Origin of the sequence: Flavobacterium sp. W22_SRS_FK3, from assembly GCF_052113665.1 — a bacterium.
Lineage (GTDB): Bacteria > Bacteroidota > Bacteroidia > Flavobacteriales > Flavobacteriaceae > Flavobacterium.
Genome location: NZ_JBGQOF010000015.1, coordinates 102,580 through 120,783 on the forward strand (window position 1 = coordinate 102,580; position 18,204 = coordinate 120,783).

The following is an 18,204-nucleotide window of genomic DNA, read 5'->3' on the forward strand; positions in this document are numbered from 1 at the left end:
ATAACTTTGATCTTATTTAACAATCGTATTAATACTTTCGATTAAAATTATGATGATGAAAAATAAAACCTATTGGATTTTTGCCATACTAACCATTTCAATAATCTCTATTGCGTATGGCTATACGAAAATAATTGTTCCAAAGCAAAAGCTTGCAGCAATGGATTGTGGAGAAATTCCAGAAACTTCTGGTGAATCATTATTTAAGCCAACCATTGAGAACAAAAATAAACCTGCAGGCAAAACACCTAAAGGAATGGTCTGGATTCCGGGAGGAGAATTTTCTATGGGAAGCAATGTAGAAGATGAAAGTTTATGCAGTATAAAAGGTGTTACAAAAGATGCTGCACCTATACACAGAGTGTATGTAGATGGTTTTTTTATGGATAAAACTGAGGTAACCAACGAGCAGTTTGAAGCTTTTGTAAAAGCAACAGGTTATGTAACACTTGCCGAAAAAAAACCTACTCACGAAGACTACCCAGATGCTCCACTAGAAAATCTGGTAGCAGGATCAGCAGTGTTTACTCCTACCCCTTCTAAAGTAGATCTGAACAACTATATGCAATGGTGGACTTACGCAAAGGGAGCAGATTGGAGACATCCTGAAGGAGCCGGAAGTTCTATAAAAGGAAGAGAAAAATATCCTGTAGTTCAGGTTTCTTATGATGATGCTGCGGCTTATGCAAAATGGGCCGGCAAAAGATTACCAACTGAAGCTGAATGGGAATTTGCTGCCCGCGGTGGAAAATCAGGACAACTTTATGCTTGGGGAAATACATTAAAACCGAAAGGGAAATTTCAGGGGAATATCTATCAGGGAAATTTCCCAATAGAAAAAGGAGACAAAGGAGAAGATGGTTACATTGGTATAGCACCAACAGCTCAATTTGCCCCAAACAGTTACGGCTTATATGATATTGGCGGAAATGTTTGGGAATGGACAAACGATTGGTATACCGCAGATTATTACTCCGTTTTAACAGAAAGCGATGCAGTAACAAAAAATCCTCAGGGACCAGATTCATCTTATGATCCGGCAGAACCAGGTATACCAAAGAAAGTACAGCGTGGGGGATCGTTTTTATGTACAGACCAATATTGTACACGCTATATGGTGGGCACAAGAGGAAAAGGTGATTATCAGTCTCCAGCCAATCATATTGGTTTCAGATGTGTGCAATAATTTCAAGCTGAGTTATATTATATTTTAACTACCAAAATTCATAGTTAAACAAAATTTAAAATCCCAATTTCACGAATTAAATTTCATTAAATTGGATATTTTATATAAAACTAATTCTTAAAATTACCACGTGCTTCCAGTTGCTCGGTTCATAACAAACTTTTATCTAATTATGAATCTTTAAAAACCCTTAAGATTTGTTTATATTTGCTAAAAAAACAAACAAATGCAGCATATCATAGATCGTTTTATTAGTTATGTAACAATTGATACTGAATCGGACCCAAATTCGCAAACTACGCCAAGTACCCAAAAACAATGGAATCTTGCTAATAAATTAGTTGAAGAACTAAAAGCAATTGGACTGCAAGATGTTACTATAGATGAAAAGGCTTATATTATGGCTACATTGCCAAGTAATGTAGATCACGAAGTACCTACAATTGGTTTTGTTTCCCATTTTGATACTTCTCCTGATTTTAGCGGAGCTAATGTAAAACCTCAGATAATTGAGAACTACGATGGAAAAGATATTGTTTTAAACACCGAAAAAAACATTATTCTTTCTCCAAATTATTTTAAAGATTTACTGCAGTATAAAGGACAGACAATCATCACAACTGACGGAACTACTTTGCTTGGAGCTGATGATAAAGCCGGAATTACCGAGATTGTTTCTGCAATGGAATACTTAGTTCAGCATCCTGAAATTAAACACGGAAAAATAAGAATTGGATTTACTCCTGATGAGGAAATTGGACGTGGAGCGCATCATTTTGATGTTGAAAAATTTGGTGCACAATGGGCTTATACAATGGATGGAAGTCAAATTGGTGAACTTGAATATGAAAATTTTAATGCCGCCGGAGCCAAAATTACCTTCAAAGGAAAAAGTGTTCACCCAGGTTATGCCAAAGGAAAAATGATCAATTCGATGTTAATTGCAAATGATTTTATCAATGAACTTCCAAAAGGAGAAACACCTCAGGAAACTAAAGGATATGAAGGATTTTTTCATGTACATCATTTAACCGGAAGTATTGAAGAAACTGTTTTAGAACTTATTATTCGGGATCATAACAAGAAAAAATTCGAAAAAAGAAAAGACTTAATTGAAAAAATAGCCAAAAAAATCAATAAAAAATTTGCCAAACAATTTGGAGAAGACATTGTAACTGCCGAAGTAAAGGATCAGTATTACAATATGAAAGAAAAAGTACTCCCTGTAAAACATATTGTTGATATTGCAGAAAAAGCAATGAAAGAGTTAAACATCAAACCGATCATTAAACCTATTCGAGGCGGAACTGACGGCTCACAATTATCATATATGGGATTACCTTGCCCTAATATCTTCGCGGGTGGTCATAATTTTCATGGAAAATACGAATATGTTCCCGCAGAAAGTATTCAGAAAGCAACTGATGTAATTGTGAAAATTGCTGAACTAACTGCAATTCAAGGGATTTTTGATGTTACCGAAAAATCAAAAAAAAGAAGATAATTTGGAACGAAATTCGGATAAAAAACATTTTTGGGACAAAGTCAATCAATGGGAAGAAGAACTTCTGTTTCTTAAATCCATTATTGATAAAACCGAACTGGTTGAAACCATAAAATGGGGCGGTCCCATTTACGTGTACAACAAAAAAAATGTTATCGGAATTGGTGGTTTTAAAAACTACTTTGCCATTTGGTTTCTGAACGGAGTATTTCTAAAAGATGAGAAAAAGAGACTTATAAATGCTCAGGAAGACAAAACCAAATCAATGCGTCAATGGCGTTTTACTTCAAAAGATGAAGTAAACGAAAAAGAAGTTTTAGAATATATTTTGGAAGCCATCGAAAATGAAAAGCAGGGAAAAGTTATAAAACCAGCTAAAAAAGAAACAATTGTTTCTGAATTTTTTCAAAAAGAAATAGATCAGAACCTGGATTTAGCGAAAGCTTTTCAAAAATTCAGCCCTTACAAACAATATGAATTTTTAGAATATATTGAAAGCGCCAAACAAGAGAAAACGAAGCTTTCGAGAACTAAAAAGATCATTCCAATGATTCTTGATAATGTGGGATTGAATGATAAATACAGATAATTTTAGAAAGAAATCCAATATTTATAAATAAGCCTTTGTTAAAGGTTTAAACTTTTACAAAGTTTTTTTATGATTCTTGGGTGATTACGAGAAACAAAACAACCCTACTAATAACATTCACAAAGTATATCATCCTGAGAAACAAAGGATGACTAGATTGCGTTTAAATTTTTAACTAATTCCATTTTTGATTTTCCTAGCGTCTAAATTACAAAATGCAAAAAATCCCAAACTCCAATGATTAAATTGGAATTTGGGATTTATATTTTATTTGAAATTTAAAAAAATTATGCTTTTTTATTCAAAGCAGCACTCATTTCCATAGAAATAGCTGAGCGCTCTAATTTTAATTTTCCGGACATTGTTTCAATAATAACGGTTGTTTCAGCAAGTTCTGAAACTCTACCGTGAATTCCGCTTTTAGTAATTATCTTATCCCCTACTTTTAGGCTGCTTTCAAATTCTTTTTCGTTTTTTGCTCTTTTTTGTTGTGGTCTGATCATGAAGAAATAGATTACCACAAACATTAATAGAAATGGCGCAAATTGAGTTAATTGTCCCATAATTTAAATTCTGTTTTTGATTTGATTTATATTTAATATTTTCTTTTCTAATTGACTCTTCGACTTAGTTCAGAGTAAGTGCAATTTGGATTCTAAAAAACGGGATTTCCTGAAATTACATTAATCCTCTTCCAACTTTTACCATTTTTTTATTAGCGGTAAGTTCTTTTACAAGGTTATCTAAAATTCCGTTGATAAAAATACTGCTTTTTGGTGTAGAATACTCTTTAGCAATTTCTAAATATTCATTAAGCGTTACTTTTACCGGAATTGAAGGGAATTTCAGAAATTCGCAGATAGCCATTTTTAAAATTATGGTATCAATCTCAGCAATTCTTTCACTATCCCAGTTTGGCGTTTTATCATCGTATTCTTTAGCCAAAACAGATTCATTTAAAACTGTTCTTCTGAATAAATCCTTTGCAAAATCTTTATCCTCCACATCTTTATATAATTTTGGGACTCTAAAGCTGTCAGGATCTTCCGTTTTTATAGCTTTCAATTGTTTAATAATATGTGTATTTACAACTGGAATATCATCAACCCACGTTAATTTATCATCTTCTAAATACTCATATAACTTTTCATTTGGAACAATAATCTCCGAAAATAAATCAATTACAAATTGTCTGTCTTCTTCAAATGTATTTGTTGAATTGCTCATGTATTTTGCATACAAATCGCTTGCTTTAATGTCATTTAAAAGCAATAAAATATAATCATCATTTAGTGACCAGTTATTGATTTTACGATTTTCTAAAGCGATGCTTAAGGAATTGCTTTCGGCAAGAAGCTGAAAAATTTTGTTTTTGATAAATTTCTCATTCGGATTACGTTCTGCAGCAGTTGCAAGATGTTTTTTACTTGAAAGATGTAAAAAAACAGATTCTTTTTTGCAAATTTCAATCAATGAAGAAAGCATTATAAGATATAAATCCTGAATATTATCAATACTGTAAAAAAGAAATTTCTCTTCTTTTTCCAGATTATCAGAACCACTTTGATGCATTGCATAAATGGATTGCATGACTTTAACGCGTAAGTGTCTTCTATTTACCACCTTGTAAGAACATTTAAAAATTAGTCTGCAAAAATAAGAATTTAACAGCTGATAATAAAATTTAAAACATAAAAAAGCTTTAAAAAAAAGTGCTTTTAAAACAATAAAGCCTAAAAAACAACAAAGCGTTTTTTAGGCTTTTAAACTAATCCTTATTATTCATCAATGAATTAACATAAAAATTACTTCAGGCTTATTTTTTTAAAAAATATTACTTTTTACTATTCTCAATTTTTCTCAAATTAATTCGATTTTGAGCAATTGTAAGCGCAGCTTTATGAGTTGTTATTCCATTTTTCACTGCGTAATCGATAATTTCTAAAGTAGTGTTATAGATGTTTTCGGTTTTACTCATGATTTCGGCTTTACCATAATGCTCTAATTCTGCATAAACATTGATAATTCCGCCCGCATTGATTAAGAAATCAGGTGCATATAAAATACCTCTTTCCTGCAGTCTTGTTCCGTGAACATTTTCATCAGCTAACTGATTATTTGCTGCACCGGCAATTACCTTGGCTTTAATTTTGTCTACTGTAGCATCATTGATTGTAGCTCCCATTGCACATGGTGCATAAATATCAACATCAGCACTATATAAATCTTCGCCAGCAAAAACGGTTGCGCTATATTTTTTTGCTACTTCATATAGTTTTTCTTCATTGATATCAGCAATTGTAACCTTTGCTCCTTCTTTAGTTAAATACTCAACTAAAGCTTCTCCAACGTGCCCAATTCCCTGAACCAAAACTTTTTTACCATCTAAAACATCAGAACCAAACTGACTTTTAGCAGCCGCTTTCATTCCTAAATAAACTCCGTAAGCAGTTATAGGCGAAGGATTTCCTGATCCGCCCCTTTCTTCAGAAATACCCGTAACATAAGGCGTTACATCTCTCACAGTATCCATGTCTTTAGTTTCCATTCCAACATCTTCAGCCGTAATATATCTTCCGCTCAATGAGTGAACAAATTCACCAAACTTACGCATTAACTCAGTTGTTTTCTGTGTTTTTGCATCTCCTATAATTACTGCTTTTCCACCACCAATATTAAGTCCGGTAATCGCAGATTTATAAGTCATACCTCTCGAAAGACGCAAAACATCATTTAGAGCTTCCCATTCGGTATTATAATTCCACATTCTGGTACCTCCTAAAGCTGGTCCCATAACTGAATTATGAATACCAATAATTGCTTTTAAACCTGTATCTTTGTCATTGCAAAATACAATTTGTTCGTGATCGTCAAAAGATAACTGACCAAAAACAGGATCCATTTTTTGAAGTTCCTTTCCAGTTGCGAAAGTTGCATCCATAGCGTTATAATTTATTTGTTAAAATTACGAATTTGTCAAAAAGACATATCAAACATAAACAAAAAATATATATGTGCTATTTTTTTATCTTTAAAATAACAATTTTACAATAGATTTGTTTTAAACAAATAAGATCTTTTATTACTTTTAATTGAAGATTTTAAAAAAAACCAAATCATTTCAACATTGAATCTCTTAAAAAAATGAAAGAATTAAGCTATTTAAACAAATATTTCATTAAATACAAATACAGTTTCTCCTTCGGTATTTTAATCACTATAATCGCACAAATTTTTTTCTTGTTCACTCCAAAATTGGTCAGCCAGTCTTTTGACACAATTGAAGAGTTTTTAAAATTATCAGAAACTGACCGCCATTCTTCTATAATTATTGGTTACTACAGACAAGATTTAATTCATAATGTACTCTTAATCATTGGTAGTGCAATTGTCGCTGGGTTTTTAACTTTTTTAATGCGCCAGACCTTAATTGTAATGTCGCGTCATATTGAATTTGATTTAAAAAATGAAGTTTTCAAACAATACGAAAATCTTTCTCAGAATTTCTATAAACAAAATCGCACCGGAGATTTAATGAACCGTATCAGCGAAGATGTTTCTAAGGTCCGAATGTATGTAGGCCCGGCAGTGATGTATACCATTAATACTTTTATTCGTTTTACAATTGTAATCCTATATATGTATAATGTTTCGCCATTATTGACATTATATACTATTTTGCCTTTACCCCTTCTCTCGTATTGTATTTTTAAACTGAGTTCAGAAATCAATAAAAGAAGTACAACTTTTCAGCAATATCTATCTAAAGTTTCGAGCTTTTCTCAGGAAATATTTTCAGGAATCCGTGTTATAAAAGCAAATTCATTAGAAAATCAACATCAAAACAACATGATAGCTCTAGCTGATGAAAGCAAAAAGAAGAGTTTAGATCTGGCTAAAGTACAATCGTTATTTGGCCCTTTGATGATTGCTTTAATCGGAATCAGTAATTTGGTTGTAATCTATTTTGGAGGTGTAATGTACATTAACGGAACTATTCCGAATATTGGGACAATTGCAGAATTTATTTTATACGTAAATATGCTAACCTGGCCTGTAGCGTCTTTAGGTTGGGTTTCGTCAATGGTTCAGGAAGCCGAAGCTTCTCAAAAACGATTAAATGAATTTTTAAAAATTGAACCGGAAATCAAAAACAACAATCAAAATTCATCAGATATCCAAGGCACAATAGCCTTCAAAAATGTGAGTTTTACTTATGAAGATACCAATATTGAAGCTCTTAAAAATATATCATTTACTATAAAGAAGGGTGAAACGCTGGCCATTTTAGGGAAAACCGGTTCAGGAAAATCGACTATTTTATCTTTGATTTCACGTTTATATGATGTTACTGAAGGAAGAATCACAATTGATGACAATGAAATTAGTATTCTAAACTTAAATGACCTCAGAAACAACATTGGAATTGTGCCTCAGGATGCTTTTTTATTCTCAGACACAATTAAAAATAATATCAAATTTGGTAATCAGCATGCAACTGATGAAGAAGTAATTCAAGCTGCTAAGAACGCTGTAGTTCATGACAATATCATCACTTTCAATAGACAATATGACACTGTTTTAGGAGAAAGAGGTATTACGCTTTCGGGCGGGCAAAAACAGCGTGTATCTATTGCGCGGGCTATTATTAAGAATCCGGCAATTTTACTTTTTGACGACTGTTTGTCTGCTGTTGATACTGAAACTGAAGAAACTATTTTGAATAATTTATTTGAAATTTGCAAAGACAAAACGACCATTATAGTAAGTCATAGAATATCATCTGCTAAAAATGCTGATAAAATAATCATTTTAGAAGATGGCAAAATTATTCAACAAGGTTCTCATAATCAATTAATAAATCAGGATGGTTATTATTCATCGTTATATTTAAAACAACTTTCAGAAAAAGAATTACTTTAATTGTTGCGTAATAGATAATTTTTTATGATTTTTGATTACTATTAATTCCAAAAATGATAGAACGTATTATGAGAGAAAATGACATGTTAGAAAAAGAAGAGATTTTTTCTAAAGTATTACGAGCAGGAAGAAGAACTTATTTCTTTGATGTAAGGGCTACAAAAGCAGACGATTACTACATTACCATTACCGAAAGTAAAAAATTTACAGAAGAAGATGGTTCTTTCCATTTTAAAAAGCATAAAATTTATTTATACAAAGAAGATTTTAGTGCTTTTGCAGAAATATTAGAAGAAATGACTTCGTATGTCTTGAACCACAAAGGCGAAGAAGTAATCTCTGAAAGACACCAGAGAGACTTTAAAAAAGAATACGGTTCCGACAAACCTGAAGGGCAAAGATCCAGTTTTACAGATATTGATTTTGACGATATTTAGTCAATAAACTTTATAAAAAGTACGAGTCCAAAATGTTCCGCATTTTGGACTTTTTTTATATATTTAAACTTAGGTTTTTTTTATAAATCTAATCCATCTAAAAATCTAAATAATCCAAAGATGAAAAAGCTTTTTCTATCACTTACTTTCTTCTTTCTATACTCAAATTCCTTTCCCCAAAAAACAGGTTATGAAACGAAATCGAATATTCAATACTACAATTCAGCAATAAATAAATCTGACTCTTATATTAGCGAAAGATGTGTTTTAGATATTTATTACCCTAAAAACAGCAAAAGATTTGCCACTATAGTTTGGTTTCATGGTGGAGGATTAACAGGTGGAAGCAAAGAAATTCCCGAAGCATTAAAAAATAAAGGCTTTGCAGTTATTGGTGTTAATTATAGATTATCTCCAAAAGTAAAAGCCGCAAAATGTATTGAAGACGCAGCTTCTGCCGTTGCCTGGGTTTTTAATAACATTTCAAATTATGGAGGCGATCCATATTTAATATTTGTTTCAGGGCATTCGGCTGGAGGTTATCTGACTTCGATGATTGGTTTAGATAAAAAATGGCTTCAAAAAGAAGGTCTTGATGCTAATTCAATTGCAGGATTAATTCCGTTTAGCGGGCAATGTATTACTCATTTTGAAATTAGACGAGAAAATGGAATTCCTGAAAAACAGCCAACCATTGATGCTTTTGCACCTTTGTTTCACGTTCGAGCAGATGCTCCACCTCTTTTATTGATTACCGGAGACCGTGAACTGGAAATGTTAGGCCGATATGAAGAAAATGCCTACATGGAACGAATGATGAAACTTACTGGACATAAACAGACCAAACTTTTTGAATTAGACGGTTATGGTCACGGAATGACTGAACCTGCATTTCCTTTACTTGTAAATGAAGTAAACCGAATTATAAAAGACAAACAAACCAAAAAATAATTATTTAAAAAAATCCATGGTAATGGAAACAAACTTATTAATATTACCCGGTCTTGGAAATTCTGGCGACAAGCACTGGCAAACTTTTTGGCATAAAAAATTCGTCAATTCAATACGGTTGGTTCAGGATAATTGGGATGAACCGATTCGAGAAGAATGGCTCGAAAGATTAAATGAAGAAATAGCGAAACTCAAAAAACCAACAATTTTAATTGCACATAGCCTGGCGGTTTCTCTGGTTTTACACTGGGCAGAAACGAATAAGAATAAAAACATTATTGGAGCTTTATTGGTGGCTCCTGCCGATGTTGATTCACCTCAGCACACACCAGAATGTGTACGCAATTTTTCTCCAATGCCAATTTCAAAACTCCCATTTCCTTCAATTGTTGTTGCGAGCGAAAACGATCCTTACGCTTCTTTTGAAAGAAAACAATACTTGGCTGAGAAATGGGGAAGCGATTTTGTAAACGTTGGTCAAAAAGGTCATATCAACTCTGATTCTGATTTAAAATATTGGGAAGAAGGGCAGTCAATTTTGCAACAGCTAATTAATAATATTAAAAAATAATTAGTATTTAGATTTTAACTCATTGCCATTAAGGTTACTTTGCGACAGTTTGTAGCCACAGAAAACCGAAATAAAATTGATGAAATAGAGCGAATTAAAATTTAAAATTATGGCAACAAATATTTCAATAATAAAAATAAATGCTCCAATTCAAAAAGTTTGGAAAACTGTTACCGAACCAGAAATGGTACAATTATGGCAATTTGGAAGTGATTTAATAACAACTTGGAAAGTTGGAAGCGAAATAAGATTCGTAACCAAATTGGAACAACAAGTATTTGAACAATGGGGAATAATTAAGGAAATTCATGAAATGAATTGTTAAAATATAGTTATTTGCGCTAAGACCTGATTTGGAAGATAAACCCGAAAATTATTTTATAATGAGTTATGTTTTAACCGAAGAAAATGGAATTACAAAACTTGAAATTATAAAAGAAGATAATCGACCAAATGCAATTCAGGAAAAACAACAAGGAGAACAAAATCAAATATTGAAATCATTAAAAGATTCAGCCGAAAAACAATAAAACAGAACGCACAAAAGAGTTTGGCACTATTTCGAATTTTATGGTAAATTTGATTTTTGCGTTCCGTAAGAAATTTTATCTTTAGTTGAAAATAAACCGTTACTAAGTTCACATCCACGCCAAGTACCAGAACGAAAAGCCTAACCTTTAAAAACCTGAATACTTACAAATAAAGTCTATCCAATTCTCAATCCATTTTCAATCTTAAAATCCGGAGCCAATAGAATTACATCTCCCTCTTCGCCTACCGCGCCCAAAACCAGACATTCACTCATAAATTTTCCTATTTGCTTTTTGGGAAAATTCACCACAGCCACAATTTGACGATTTAATAAATCTTCTTTTAGATAACGTTTGGTAATTTGTGCTGATGACTTTCTAATCCCTATTTCTAAACCAAAATCAATCGTAAGCTGATAAGCCGGTTTTCTTGCTTCAGGAAAATTATTAACATCAATTATAGTTCCTACACGCATATCGGTTCTTTCGAATTCGTTCCAGGTTAAATCCATTTTTGTTTTAATTATTTGATTTACAAACGTATTAATTTTGTAATTGTTATAACTAATTCTATAACCGTTTTTTTAGCTGTGCTTTTAATTTTACAAATCAAATTAGTGAACTAACTTAAAAAACACAGAAATGGAAAATAGTCTAATAAATACCAATACATCATTTAAAGATTCAGACTTTGATCTTCGGCTTCAAAACACAGATAAATATATTGAAACAGCTCAAAATGTAAAACTATATGTAAAAGATTATGGTAAAGGAAAACCGGTAATTTTGATTCATGGATGGCCTCTTTCAAACGAAATGTGGGAATATCAAATCGAATTTTTAGTTCAGAATAATTTTAGGGTAATTGCATATGATCGACGCGGTTTTGGTAAATCTTCACAGCCTTGGGAGGGATATGATTATGATACTTTAACTGATGATTTAAGTGAAATTATTGAACAGCTTCAATTAGAAAATGCCACTCTTGTAGGTTTTTCTATGGGAGGTGGCGAAGTAGTTCGTTATTTTAGCCGTCATGGTGGAAAAGGGGTTACAAAAGCAGCCTTAATTTCCTCAATCATTCCTTTTTTAGCCAAAACTGAAGATAATCCTGAAGGACGTACAAAAGAAAAAGGAGAAGCAACCGCAGCTGCAATTAGAGAGGACCGAATAGGATTCCTTGAAAATTTCGGCAAAACATTTTTTGGTGTAAATATTATCAACAAACCGTTAAGTACGCCTTTACTGGAATATTACAGAAATTTATGTTCTTTGGCTTCGCCAAGAGCAACACTAAAATGTTCTGAATCATTATCTAATACAGACTTTAGAGACGAACTGGAAAGCATTAAAGTTCCTACTTTAATTATACATGGTGATGATGATAAAAATGTTCCAATCGAAGTGAGTTCAGAAAAAACGGCCGCTGCCATTGCTAATAATACTTTCATTGTGTATGAAGGTGCACCACACGGACTATTTTACACAGAAAAAGACAAATTAAATCAAGATTTACTTGACTTTTTAAATTCATAAATACATATGATATCCAAAGAGAATTTACCTGACAGTGAAATTTCTTTGGATATTTTTTTTTACGTGCACTCTTTACAGAATTAAAAAGTTATTTTTGATTAACTAATTCTTTAGAAAATGGCACGAACTCCTTCCAATATGATTCCGCTTGGCACCCTTGCTCCAAACTTCAATCTTAAAGATACCAATTCAAATAACGAATACTCTTTTGAAGATTTAAAAGGATCAAAAGGGACACTTGTTATTTTTATATGCAATCACTGTCCTTTTGTACTTCACGTTATCAAAGAAATTGTAATGATTGCTAATGATTATCGCGTTCAGGGAATTGGCATTATCACTATTTCAAGTAATGATATAGAGAAGTTTCCTCAGGATTCACCCGAAATGATGACTGAATTTGCTTTTGAGAATAAAATAGATTTTCCTTATTTATTTGATGAGACCCAAGAGGTAGCTAAAGCTTATAATGCTGCCTGCACACCTGATTTTTATTTATTTGATAATCAAAACCGTTTATTTTATCGAGGTCAATTGGATGATTCAAGACCCGGAAACAAAATTCCATTAAGCGGAAATGACCTGAGAAATGCTATTGATGCTTTAATTTATAACAGAAGCTTAAACGAAACTCAAAAACCAAGTATAGGCTGCAATATTAAATGGAAATAAATACTAATTGCAAAAATTAGAACGAAAAAAAAACTAACAGTTTTTTTTTAAAAAATTAGTTAGGTTAGAAATTATAGTTGCGAATGGATATAATTTGTTACAGAAGCCATTTTATTATCGTCTAACTTCGCTTTTTTCTGCATTCTTATCAAAATTGGCGCCCACTCTTCCTGAGTAAATTTTTTCGGCTCATATAGTTTATGGCATCTTGCACAGCTATTTTCATATAAGTTTTTACCATCAGCCAATTCTCCGGGTGTTAACTCTGTTGCGTTTACGGTTTCAGTTACTGCAGGTGCAACTGTTGCTTCCGTAGCTGTTGCAGCCGTTTTTTTTGTACCACAAGAAATTAAAAGTAAAATTGCAGCGGTTACGGTTAGGATTCTTAATTTCATGTTTCTTTATTTTTGAAGTAAATATAAAAAAATCCCATTCGACTACCGAATGGGATTATTATTTAAAATGATATTAAATTATATCAAATACTTATTTTACGTCCATTAATTCAACGTCGAAGATCAAAGTTGCATGTGGAGGAATAACACCTCCTGCTCCAGCAGCCCCATAAGCTAAATCAGATGGAATTACAAAACGAGCTTTGTCACCCACTTGTAATAAAGCGATACCTTCGTCCCATCCTTCGATAACCTGTCCCTGACCTAATCTAAATTCGATTGGTTTTTTTCTTGGGTAAGATGAATCAAAAACTTTTCCGTTTTCTAAAGATCCTTCGTAATGAACAGAAACTGTTTTTCCGGCTTCTGCTTTTTTACCCTCTCCTTTTTGAATCATTTTATAGCGTAAACCACTTTCTGTTTTATCAAAACCAGCTGCTAATTGTTCCATTTTTGCTTCAGATTCTGCTTTTAGAGCAGCATCTCTTTTTAAACGAGCCCCTTTTAAAGCAATAAAAGCTTCAATAGCATTCCATTTCTGAGCTTCTTCTCCTACTCTGATAATTTCTACTGCATCAAGATTATCTCCCTGAGCAACTGCATCCACTACATCCTGGCCTTCGATAACGTGACCAAAAACAGTATGTTTGTTGTCTAACCATGAAGTTGGAACGTGCGTAATGTAAAATTGAGAACCGTTACTTGCAGGTCCTGAATTAGCCATTGCTAAAACTCCCGGACGATCATGTTTTAAACTTGGGTGAAATTCATCATCAAATTTGTATCCTGGATCTCCTGTTCCTGTTCCTTTTGGGCAGCCACCCTGAATCATAAAATCAGGAATTACTCTGTGAAAAGTTAAACCATCATAGAATTTTTGTCCTTGAGGTTTTACTTTATTTTCCATATTTCCTTCTGCAAGAGCTACAAAATTCCCTACAGTTCCTGGTGCTAACTCATGTGCTAATTTTACTAAAATCGAACCTTTACCTGTATTGAATTTAGCGTATATTCCGTTTTCCATTGTTGTTATTTTTTAATTGAACGCAAATTTACAAATTAATTTTTATATCAATTTGTGGTTTCTATTTTTTTAGATTTTGATTTATAAGTAAGCCCGTACACTGTTAACGCTAATATTGACAACCCAACACATCCGCTAGCTACAGCATGCCATCCGCCTAATTTCCATAATACCAATCCGTAAGCTGATCCTGCTGCTGTTCCTAAAAAGCTAAACGACATAAATACCGTATTTAATCTGTTTCTGGCTTCCGGAAGTAAGGAATAAACTCTGGTTTGATTTGAAATATGAACTCCTTGGATTCCAATGTCAATAAAAACAATTCCAATCGCAATTCCGATCACGCTTTCAACTGAAAAATAAAAAACCAAAAAACTGATCAGTATCAATAAACAGCCATACCCCACTGCTACTCTTGAACCACCTTTGTCCCCCATTTTTCCAACCAATGGTGCTGCCAAAGCTCCTGAAGCTCCAACAATTCCGAACAGACCAATTGTGGCGCTGTTAAAATGAAATGGTTCTCCCGAAAGCAATAAAACCATCGTGGTCCAGAAAGCGCCAAACTGAGCAAAACTAAATACATTAATTAAAGTTGCTTCGCGTAAGACAGGCTGTGTTTTGATAAGTGTAAAAAGGGATTGAATTAACTGTCCATAAGATCCTTGAAATTGCGGTTTATTGATAGGAAATTTATTCTGAATTACAAAAAAGATCAAAAGGCAAATTCCGGCAGCGATATAAAACATGGATCTCCATCCTAAAACCTGACCAATAAATCCGCTTAATGTTCTGGAAAGTAAAATACCAACCAACAAACCGCTCATGATTGTTCCGATGACTTTTCCTCGCTGCTCTACAGAACTTAACGAAGCTGCAAGAGGCAAAATAAGCTGAGGCACTATTGAGGTGATTCCGATAAGCAAGGAAGCAATTTGTAATATAAAGAAATTTTTTGCCGTAGCCGCAATGATTAAGGCAATTACAGAAGCAAAAGTAGTTAGTAAGATTTGCTTTTTTCTTTCGATTTTATCTCCCAACGGAACCATAAAAAATAACCCGATAGCATATCCTGCCTGAGTTAAATACGTTATTGTTCCGGCGTTTGCTTCAGGAATTTTAAATTCGTTGGCAATTAAAATAATCAAGGGCTGGCAGTAATACAGATTTGCAACTATAAGTCCAGTGCAGGCTGCCATAAATAAGACATTCGTTTTGGATAAATTCATTTTGCAAAAATACCAATCTAATCTTTATCAAAACTTTAAAAAAAATATAATTTTTTGAATGTTCAGGTCAAATCATATTGGTATTTTAGAAATTATATCGTTTAAAACGCTTTACTAAATTTTCTCTGTCAATAGAATGTTACTTTTTTAAAACAGAATTTTCAGCTACAGAAAATTAGGCGCTTTTTTTTTTAACAGTGTAGCTGTTCGGTGCTTGATTCCTTTTATTTCATTAATCTGAATAAAGTCAGATTTGGATTCTGTTCGTTACTATTTTCCAATTCTTTAAAACCCAGTTTCTGGAGAAGTCCAATTGAATTCTGATTGTTCTTATGTATTACAGCATCTATCGTTTCTAATTCAAGTGTAGCTGTTCCATATTGAATTATTTTCTTCACAGCCTCAATCATAAATCCCTTCCCTTGATATTCGGTTAAAAGCTCATATCCAATTTCACATTTTTTTAAATCATCTAAAAACCCAAATAAACAAATCGTACCGATCAGTTTTTCTTCACCCGTTTTTGTAATTGCCCAATAAAAAAAATCATCGTTTTCATTTTCAATTATGCTTTTAATGAAAATTAAGGCATCTTCTATTATTTTACTTGGCTGCCTGTCGAGAAATTTATTTATTTCTGGATTTGAACGCAATTGGAATATTTCTCCAGCGTCATTTTGTGAAATTTGCCGGAGAGTTAACCTTTCAGTCATCAATAAAGGTAATCTCTTTGATTCTTTGTTCATTTTTTAGTTGAATTTTCTACCTGAAAGCTAACGCATTATGATAATTATTTCATGAAATCTTCACGCATCGGACTGAAAACATCTGTCAGCATTCCTTCTTCCACACACAAAACGCCATGAATCGCATGTGGCGGAATATAAAAGCTATCGCCTTCTTTAAGTGTTTTTGTAACTCCGTTTATCGTAACATCAAATGTTCCTTTTGCTACATAAGTAACCTGCGTATGATAGTGTTCGTGCAAAGCACCAATAGCTCCTGTTTCAAAATATACATTCACCAGCATAACACGATTATCAAAAGCCAAAACTTTACGTTTTACTCCTTCTCCAACCACTTCCCATTGAATTTCCTCTCCAAAAAGAAACTCATTACTTGCAATAGAACTTTCCATATTATTGTTTCATTTATTATGCAAAAATAAGGCATTTAAATGAGTTAATTTAAATCAACTCCTTTGAAATAAAATTAAAGCTTGTTTTTATTGATTCAAAAGCATCCGTTCCAAAATTGTTTTCCTGCTCAACAAAAAAATGTCTCATACCGGATTGTTTTACTTCTTTAAAAAATGATTTAAAATCAATTGATCCTGAACCAACCTCAGTATTAAAGGTGTGGCTTATTTTATCCATATCTTTTACATGCCACATTTTAAAGCGTCCCGGATATTGTTTAAACAATTGTAACGGCTCGTTACCAGAATATACAACCCAGTATAAGTCTAACTCAAAATCTACCAGATTTTTATCTGTTTCTTTCAATAAAACTTCATAACCACTTATTCCATCATATTTTTGGAATTCAAAATCATGATTATGATAAGCAAGTTTTAAACCGGCTTTTTTACACAACTTTCCTGCTTCATTTAGTCTTGCAGCAATTTTTTTATAATCTTCAATATTCTTTCTAAGAGGTTCATCAATCCATGGAATTGTAAAATATTCCTGATTCAGAATCTTTGCCGCTTCTATTGCCGCAACAAGTTCATTTGTATTTCCATCAGCCAAAAAAGTTCCTGAATTGTAATGCCCGCTAACAGTTTGCAATCCGTTTTTATTCAATATTTCTTTTAATTCAACTGGAGATATTCCCCAAAACTGATCTTTAATAGAAAAACCGTATGTTTCAACAGTTGTATAGCCTGTAGCCGATACTTTTTCTAAAGTTGATTTTACATCTTTTGGAAGTTCTTTACGCAGGGTATATAATTGTAAGCCTATCTCTTTTTTGTCTATTGAAAATGCCAATGAGGGCATTGTCAAAACTCCAGCTGTAGCCAAACTGGTATTGACCATAAAAGTTCGTCTGCAAATCATTATTGCTTTTGTTAATTTGATTTTAAAAATTGACTCTCATAATCGTTTATAAAAAACTGAAGAGCTTCTAAAGTTTGTGAATTAATAACCTTACCTGCTTCATCAATTTTACCACGAACACCTTGTATTAAAAGCTGGTTATTATTTTCAAATTTAGCCTCTAATGTTTTTATTATTAGCAGAAGCTGTTGATGTGCCATTTCGCCTGAAGCAGAAGCTGTTATTAATCCGGCTTTTTTATTTGAAAAAATTCTAGTTGAAACACACCATTCAAGTGCATTTTTCAGACTTCCGGGCAAACTAAAAACATATTCAGGAGTACAGATTAATATTCCATCAGACTGAACGATTTTGTTTTTGAAAGCAATAACTTTTTCCGGTGGAAACTCACCATCCAAATCCGGATTAAAGTGTGGAATTCCTTCTAAATCTTCAAATATTTCAATTTCGAATTGACTGTTTATATTCTCAGAAATAAATTTCAGAATTTTAAAATTACTCGAGTTGTTTCTCGTACTTCCTGTTGAACTAAACCTTCGGTAGCACTTATTGAGATTTTGTACCTTACGAATATAACTAAAAATTATAATTATGGTC

Annotated in this window: 22 protein-coding genes; 11 read left to right on the forward strand and 11 right to left on the reverse strand. The window is 32.7% G+C overall.

The window, feature by feature from the left end; translation table 11 throughout:
* The first annotated feature begins 55 nt into the window (after window positions 1-55).
* The 3 genes from ACEN2I_RS15145 (at window position 56) to ACEN2I_RS15155 (ending at window position 3,279) form a co-directional block, all read left to right on the forward strand.
* A complete protein-coding gene (locus tag ACEN2I_RS15145) occupies window positions 56-1,186 on the forward strand; it encodes a formylglycine-generating enzyme family protein (RefSeq protein ID WP_441766939.1) in 1,131 nt (376 codons plus the stop codon).
* 226 nt (window positions 1,187-1,412) lie between these two features.
* Window positions 1,413-2,690 (forward strand): peptidase T, encoded by a 1,278-nt coding sequence (gene pepT / locus ACEN2I_RS15150; RefSeq protein ID WP_441766940.1) that lies wholly within the window; start codon window positions 1,413-1,415, stop codon window positions 2,688-2,690.
* A gap of 1 nt (window position 2,691) precedes the next feature.
* On the forward strand, window positions 2,692-3,279 hold the full coding sequence (locus ACEN2I_RS15155) for a YdeI/OmpD-associated family protein (protein WP_441766941.1): 588 nt from the start codon (window positions 2,692-2,694) through the stop codon (window positions 3,277-3,279).
* A gap of 287 nt (window positions 3,280-3,566) precedes the next feature.
* Here ACEN2I_RS15155 and yajC read toward each other — a convergent pair whose 3' ends face one another.
* From yajC to ACEN2I_RS15170, 3 genes are all read right to left on the reverse strand, one after another.
* On the reverse strand, window positions 3,567-3,842 hold the full coding sequence (yajC, locus tag ACEN2I_RS15160) for a preprotein translocase subunit YajC (RefSeq protein ID WP_441766942.1): 276 nt from the start codon (window positions 3,840-3,842) through the stop codon (window positions 3,567-3,569).
* Window positions 3,843-3,957: 115 nt separating this feature from the next.
* On the reverse strand, window positions 3,958-4,869 hold the full coding sequence (gene nusB / locus ACEN2I_RS15165) for a transcription antitermination factor NusB (RefSeq protein WP_441766943.1): 912 nt from the start codon (window positions 4,867-4,869) through the stop codon (window positions 3,958-3,960).
* A 244-nt stretch (window positions 4,870-5,113) separates the two neighbouring features.
* The gene (locus tag ACEN2I_RS15170; RefSeq protein WP_441766944.1) at window positions 5,114-6,220 is read right to left on the reverse strand and encodes a Glu/Leu/Phe/Val family dehydrogenase; all 1,107 of its coding nucleotides are present in this window, start codon (window positions 6,218-6,220) and stop codon (window positions 5,114-5,116) included.
* Window positions 6,221-6,423: 203 nt separating this feature from the next.
* Here ACEN2I_RS15170 and ACEN2I_RS15175 point away from each other — a divergent pair, with 203 nt between their 5' ends.
* The 6 genes from ACEN2I_RS15175 to ACEN2I_RS15200 all read left to right on the forward strand — a co-directional run bounded on the left by ACEN2I_RS15175 (window position 6,424) and on the right by ACEN2I_RS15200 (window position 10,691).
* Entirely contained in the window at window positions 6,424-8,202 is a 1,779-nt protein-coding gene (locus ACEN2I_RS15175; protein WP_441766945.1) for an ABC transporter ATP-binding protein, read from the forward strand.
* Window positions 8,203-8,270: 68 nt separating this feature from the next.
* Window positions 8,271-8,639, forward strand: coding sequence for a PUR family DNA/RNA-binding protein (locus tag ACEN2I_RS15180; protein WP_441766960.1), 369 nt, complete (start codon window positions 8,271-8,273; stop codon window positions 8,637-8,639).
* Window positions 8,640-8,759: 120 nt separating this feature from the next.
* Window positions 8,760-9,590, forward strand: coding sequence for an alpha/beta hydrolase (locus ACEN2I_RS15185; protein ID WP_441766946.1), 831 nt, complete (start codon window positions 8,760-8,762; stop codon window positions 9,588-9,590).
* 22 nt (window positions 9,591-9,612) lie between these two features.
* Complete coding sequence (locus ACEN2I_RS15190; RefSeq protein WP_441766947.1) at window positions 9,613-10,161, forward strand: RBBP9/YdeN family alpha/beta hydrolase; 549 nt, start codon at window positions 9,613-9,615, stop codon at window positions 10,159-10,161.
* Between the two features lie 109 nt (window positions 10,162-10,270).
* The gene (locus ACEN2I_RS15195) at window positions 10,271-10,486 is read left to right on the forward strand and encodes an SRPBCC domain-containing protein (RefSeq protein WP_441766948.1); all 216 of its coding nucleotides are present in this window, start codon (window positions 10,271-10,273) and stop codon (window positions 10,484-10,486) included.
* 58 nt (window positions 10,487-10,544) lie between these two features.
* Complete coding sequence (locus ACEN2I_RS15200) at window positions 10,545-10,691, forward strand: hypothetical protein (protein ID WP_441766949.1); 147 nt, start codon at window positions 10,545-10,547, stop codon at window positions 10,689-10,691.
* Between the two features lie 176 nt (window positions 10,692-10,867).
* Here the strand turns inward: ACEN2I_RS15200 and ACEN2I_RS15205 are convergent, their stop codons facing one another.
* Window positions 10,868-11,203, reverse strand: a complete 336-nt coding sequence (locus ACEN2I_RS15205) for a tRNA-binding protein (protein ID WP_441766950.1) — start codon at window positions 11,201-11,203, stop codon at window positions 10,868-10,870.
* Between the two features lie 130 nt (window positions 11,204-11,333).
* Here ACEN2I_RS15205 and ACEN2I_RS15210 point away from each other — a divergent pair, with 130 nt between their 5' ends.
* Both ACEN2I_RS15210 and ACEN2I_RS15215 read left to right on the forward strand, forming a co-directional pair.
* The gene (locus tag ACEN2I_RS15210; protein WP_441766951.1) at window positions 11,334-12,227 is read left to right on the forward strand and encodes an alpha/beta fold hydrolase; all 894 of its coding nucleotides are present in this window, start codon (window positions 11,334-11,336) and stop codon (window positions 12,225-12,227) included.
* 117 nt (window positions 12,228-12,344) lie between these two features.
* Window positions 12,345-12,899, forward strand: coding sequence for a thioredoxin family protein (locus ACEN2I_RS15215; protein WP_441766952.1), 555 nt, complete (start codon window positions 12,345-12,347; stop codon window positions 12,897-12,899).
* A 71-nt stretch (window positions 12,900-12,970) separates the two neighbouring features.
* Here ACEN2I_RS15215 and ACEN2I_RS15220 read toward each other — a convergent pair whose 3' ends face one another.
* The 7 genes from ACEN2I_RS15220 to ACEN2I_RS15250 form a co-directional block, all read right to left on the reverse strand.
* On the reverse strand, window positions 12,971-13,294 hold the full coding sequence (locus ACEN2I_RS15220; protein WP_441766953.1) for a cytochrome c: 324 nt from the start codon (window positions 13,292-13,294) through the stop codon (window positions 12,971-12,973).
* A gap of 91 nt (window positions 13,295-13,385) precedes the next feature.
* Window positions 13,386-14,318 carry a peptidylprolyl isomerase gene (locus ACEN2I_RS15225; RefSeq protein ID WP_441766954.1) on the reverse strand — a complete coding sequence of 311 codons (933 nt, stop codon included), beginning with the start codon at window positions 14,316-14,318 and terminating at the stop codon, window positions 13,386-13,388.
* Between the two features lie 47 nt (window positions 14,319-14,365).
* Window positions 14,366-15,517: an MFS transporter gene (locus tag ACEN2I_RS15230; protein WP_441766955.1), complete on the reverse strand. Its 1,152-nt coding sequence runs from the start codon at window positions 15,515-15,517 to the stop codon at window positions 14,366-14,368.
* A 254-nt stretch (window positions 15,518-15,771) separates the two neighbouring features.
* On the reverse strand, window positions 15,772-16,293 hold the full coding sequence (locus ACEN2I_RS15235) for a GNAT family N-acetyltransferase (protein WP_441766956.1): 522 nt from the start codon (window positions 16,291-16,293) through the stop codon (window positions 15,772-15,774).
* A gap of 44 nt (window positions 16,294-16,337) precedes the next feature.
* Window positions 16,338-16,685, reverse strand: a complete 348-nt coding sequence (locus ACEN2I_RS15240) for a cupin domain-containing protein (RefSeq protein WP_441766957.1) — start codon at window positions 16,683-16,685, stop codon at window positions 16,338-16,340.
* Window positions 16,686-16,734: 49 nt separating this feature from the next.
* Window positions 16,735-17,607: a sugar phosphate isomerase/epimerase family protein gene (locus ACEN2I_RS15245; RefSeq protein WP_441766958.1), complete on the reverse strand. Its 873-nt coding sequence runs from the start codon at window positions 17,605-17,607 to the stop codon at window positions 16,735-16,737.
* A gap of 11 nt (window positions 17,608-17,618) precedes the next feature.
* Window positions 17,619-18,200, reverse strand: a complete 582-nt coding sequence (locus ACEN2I_RS15250; RefSeq protein ID WP_441766961.1) for an NADPH-dependent FMN reductase — start codon at window positions 18,198-18,200, stop codon at window positions 17,619-17,621.
* Window positions 18,201-18,204 lie beyond the last annotated feature (4 nt).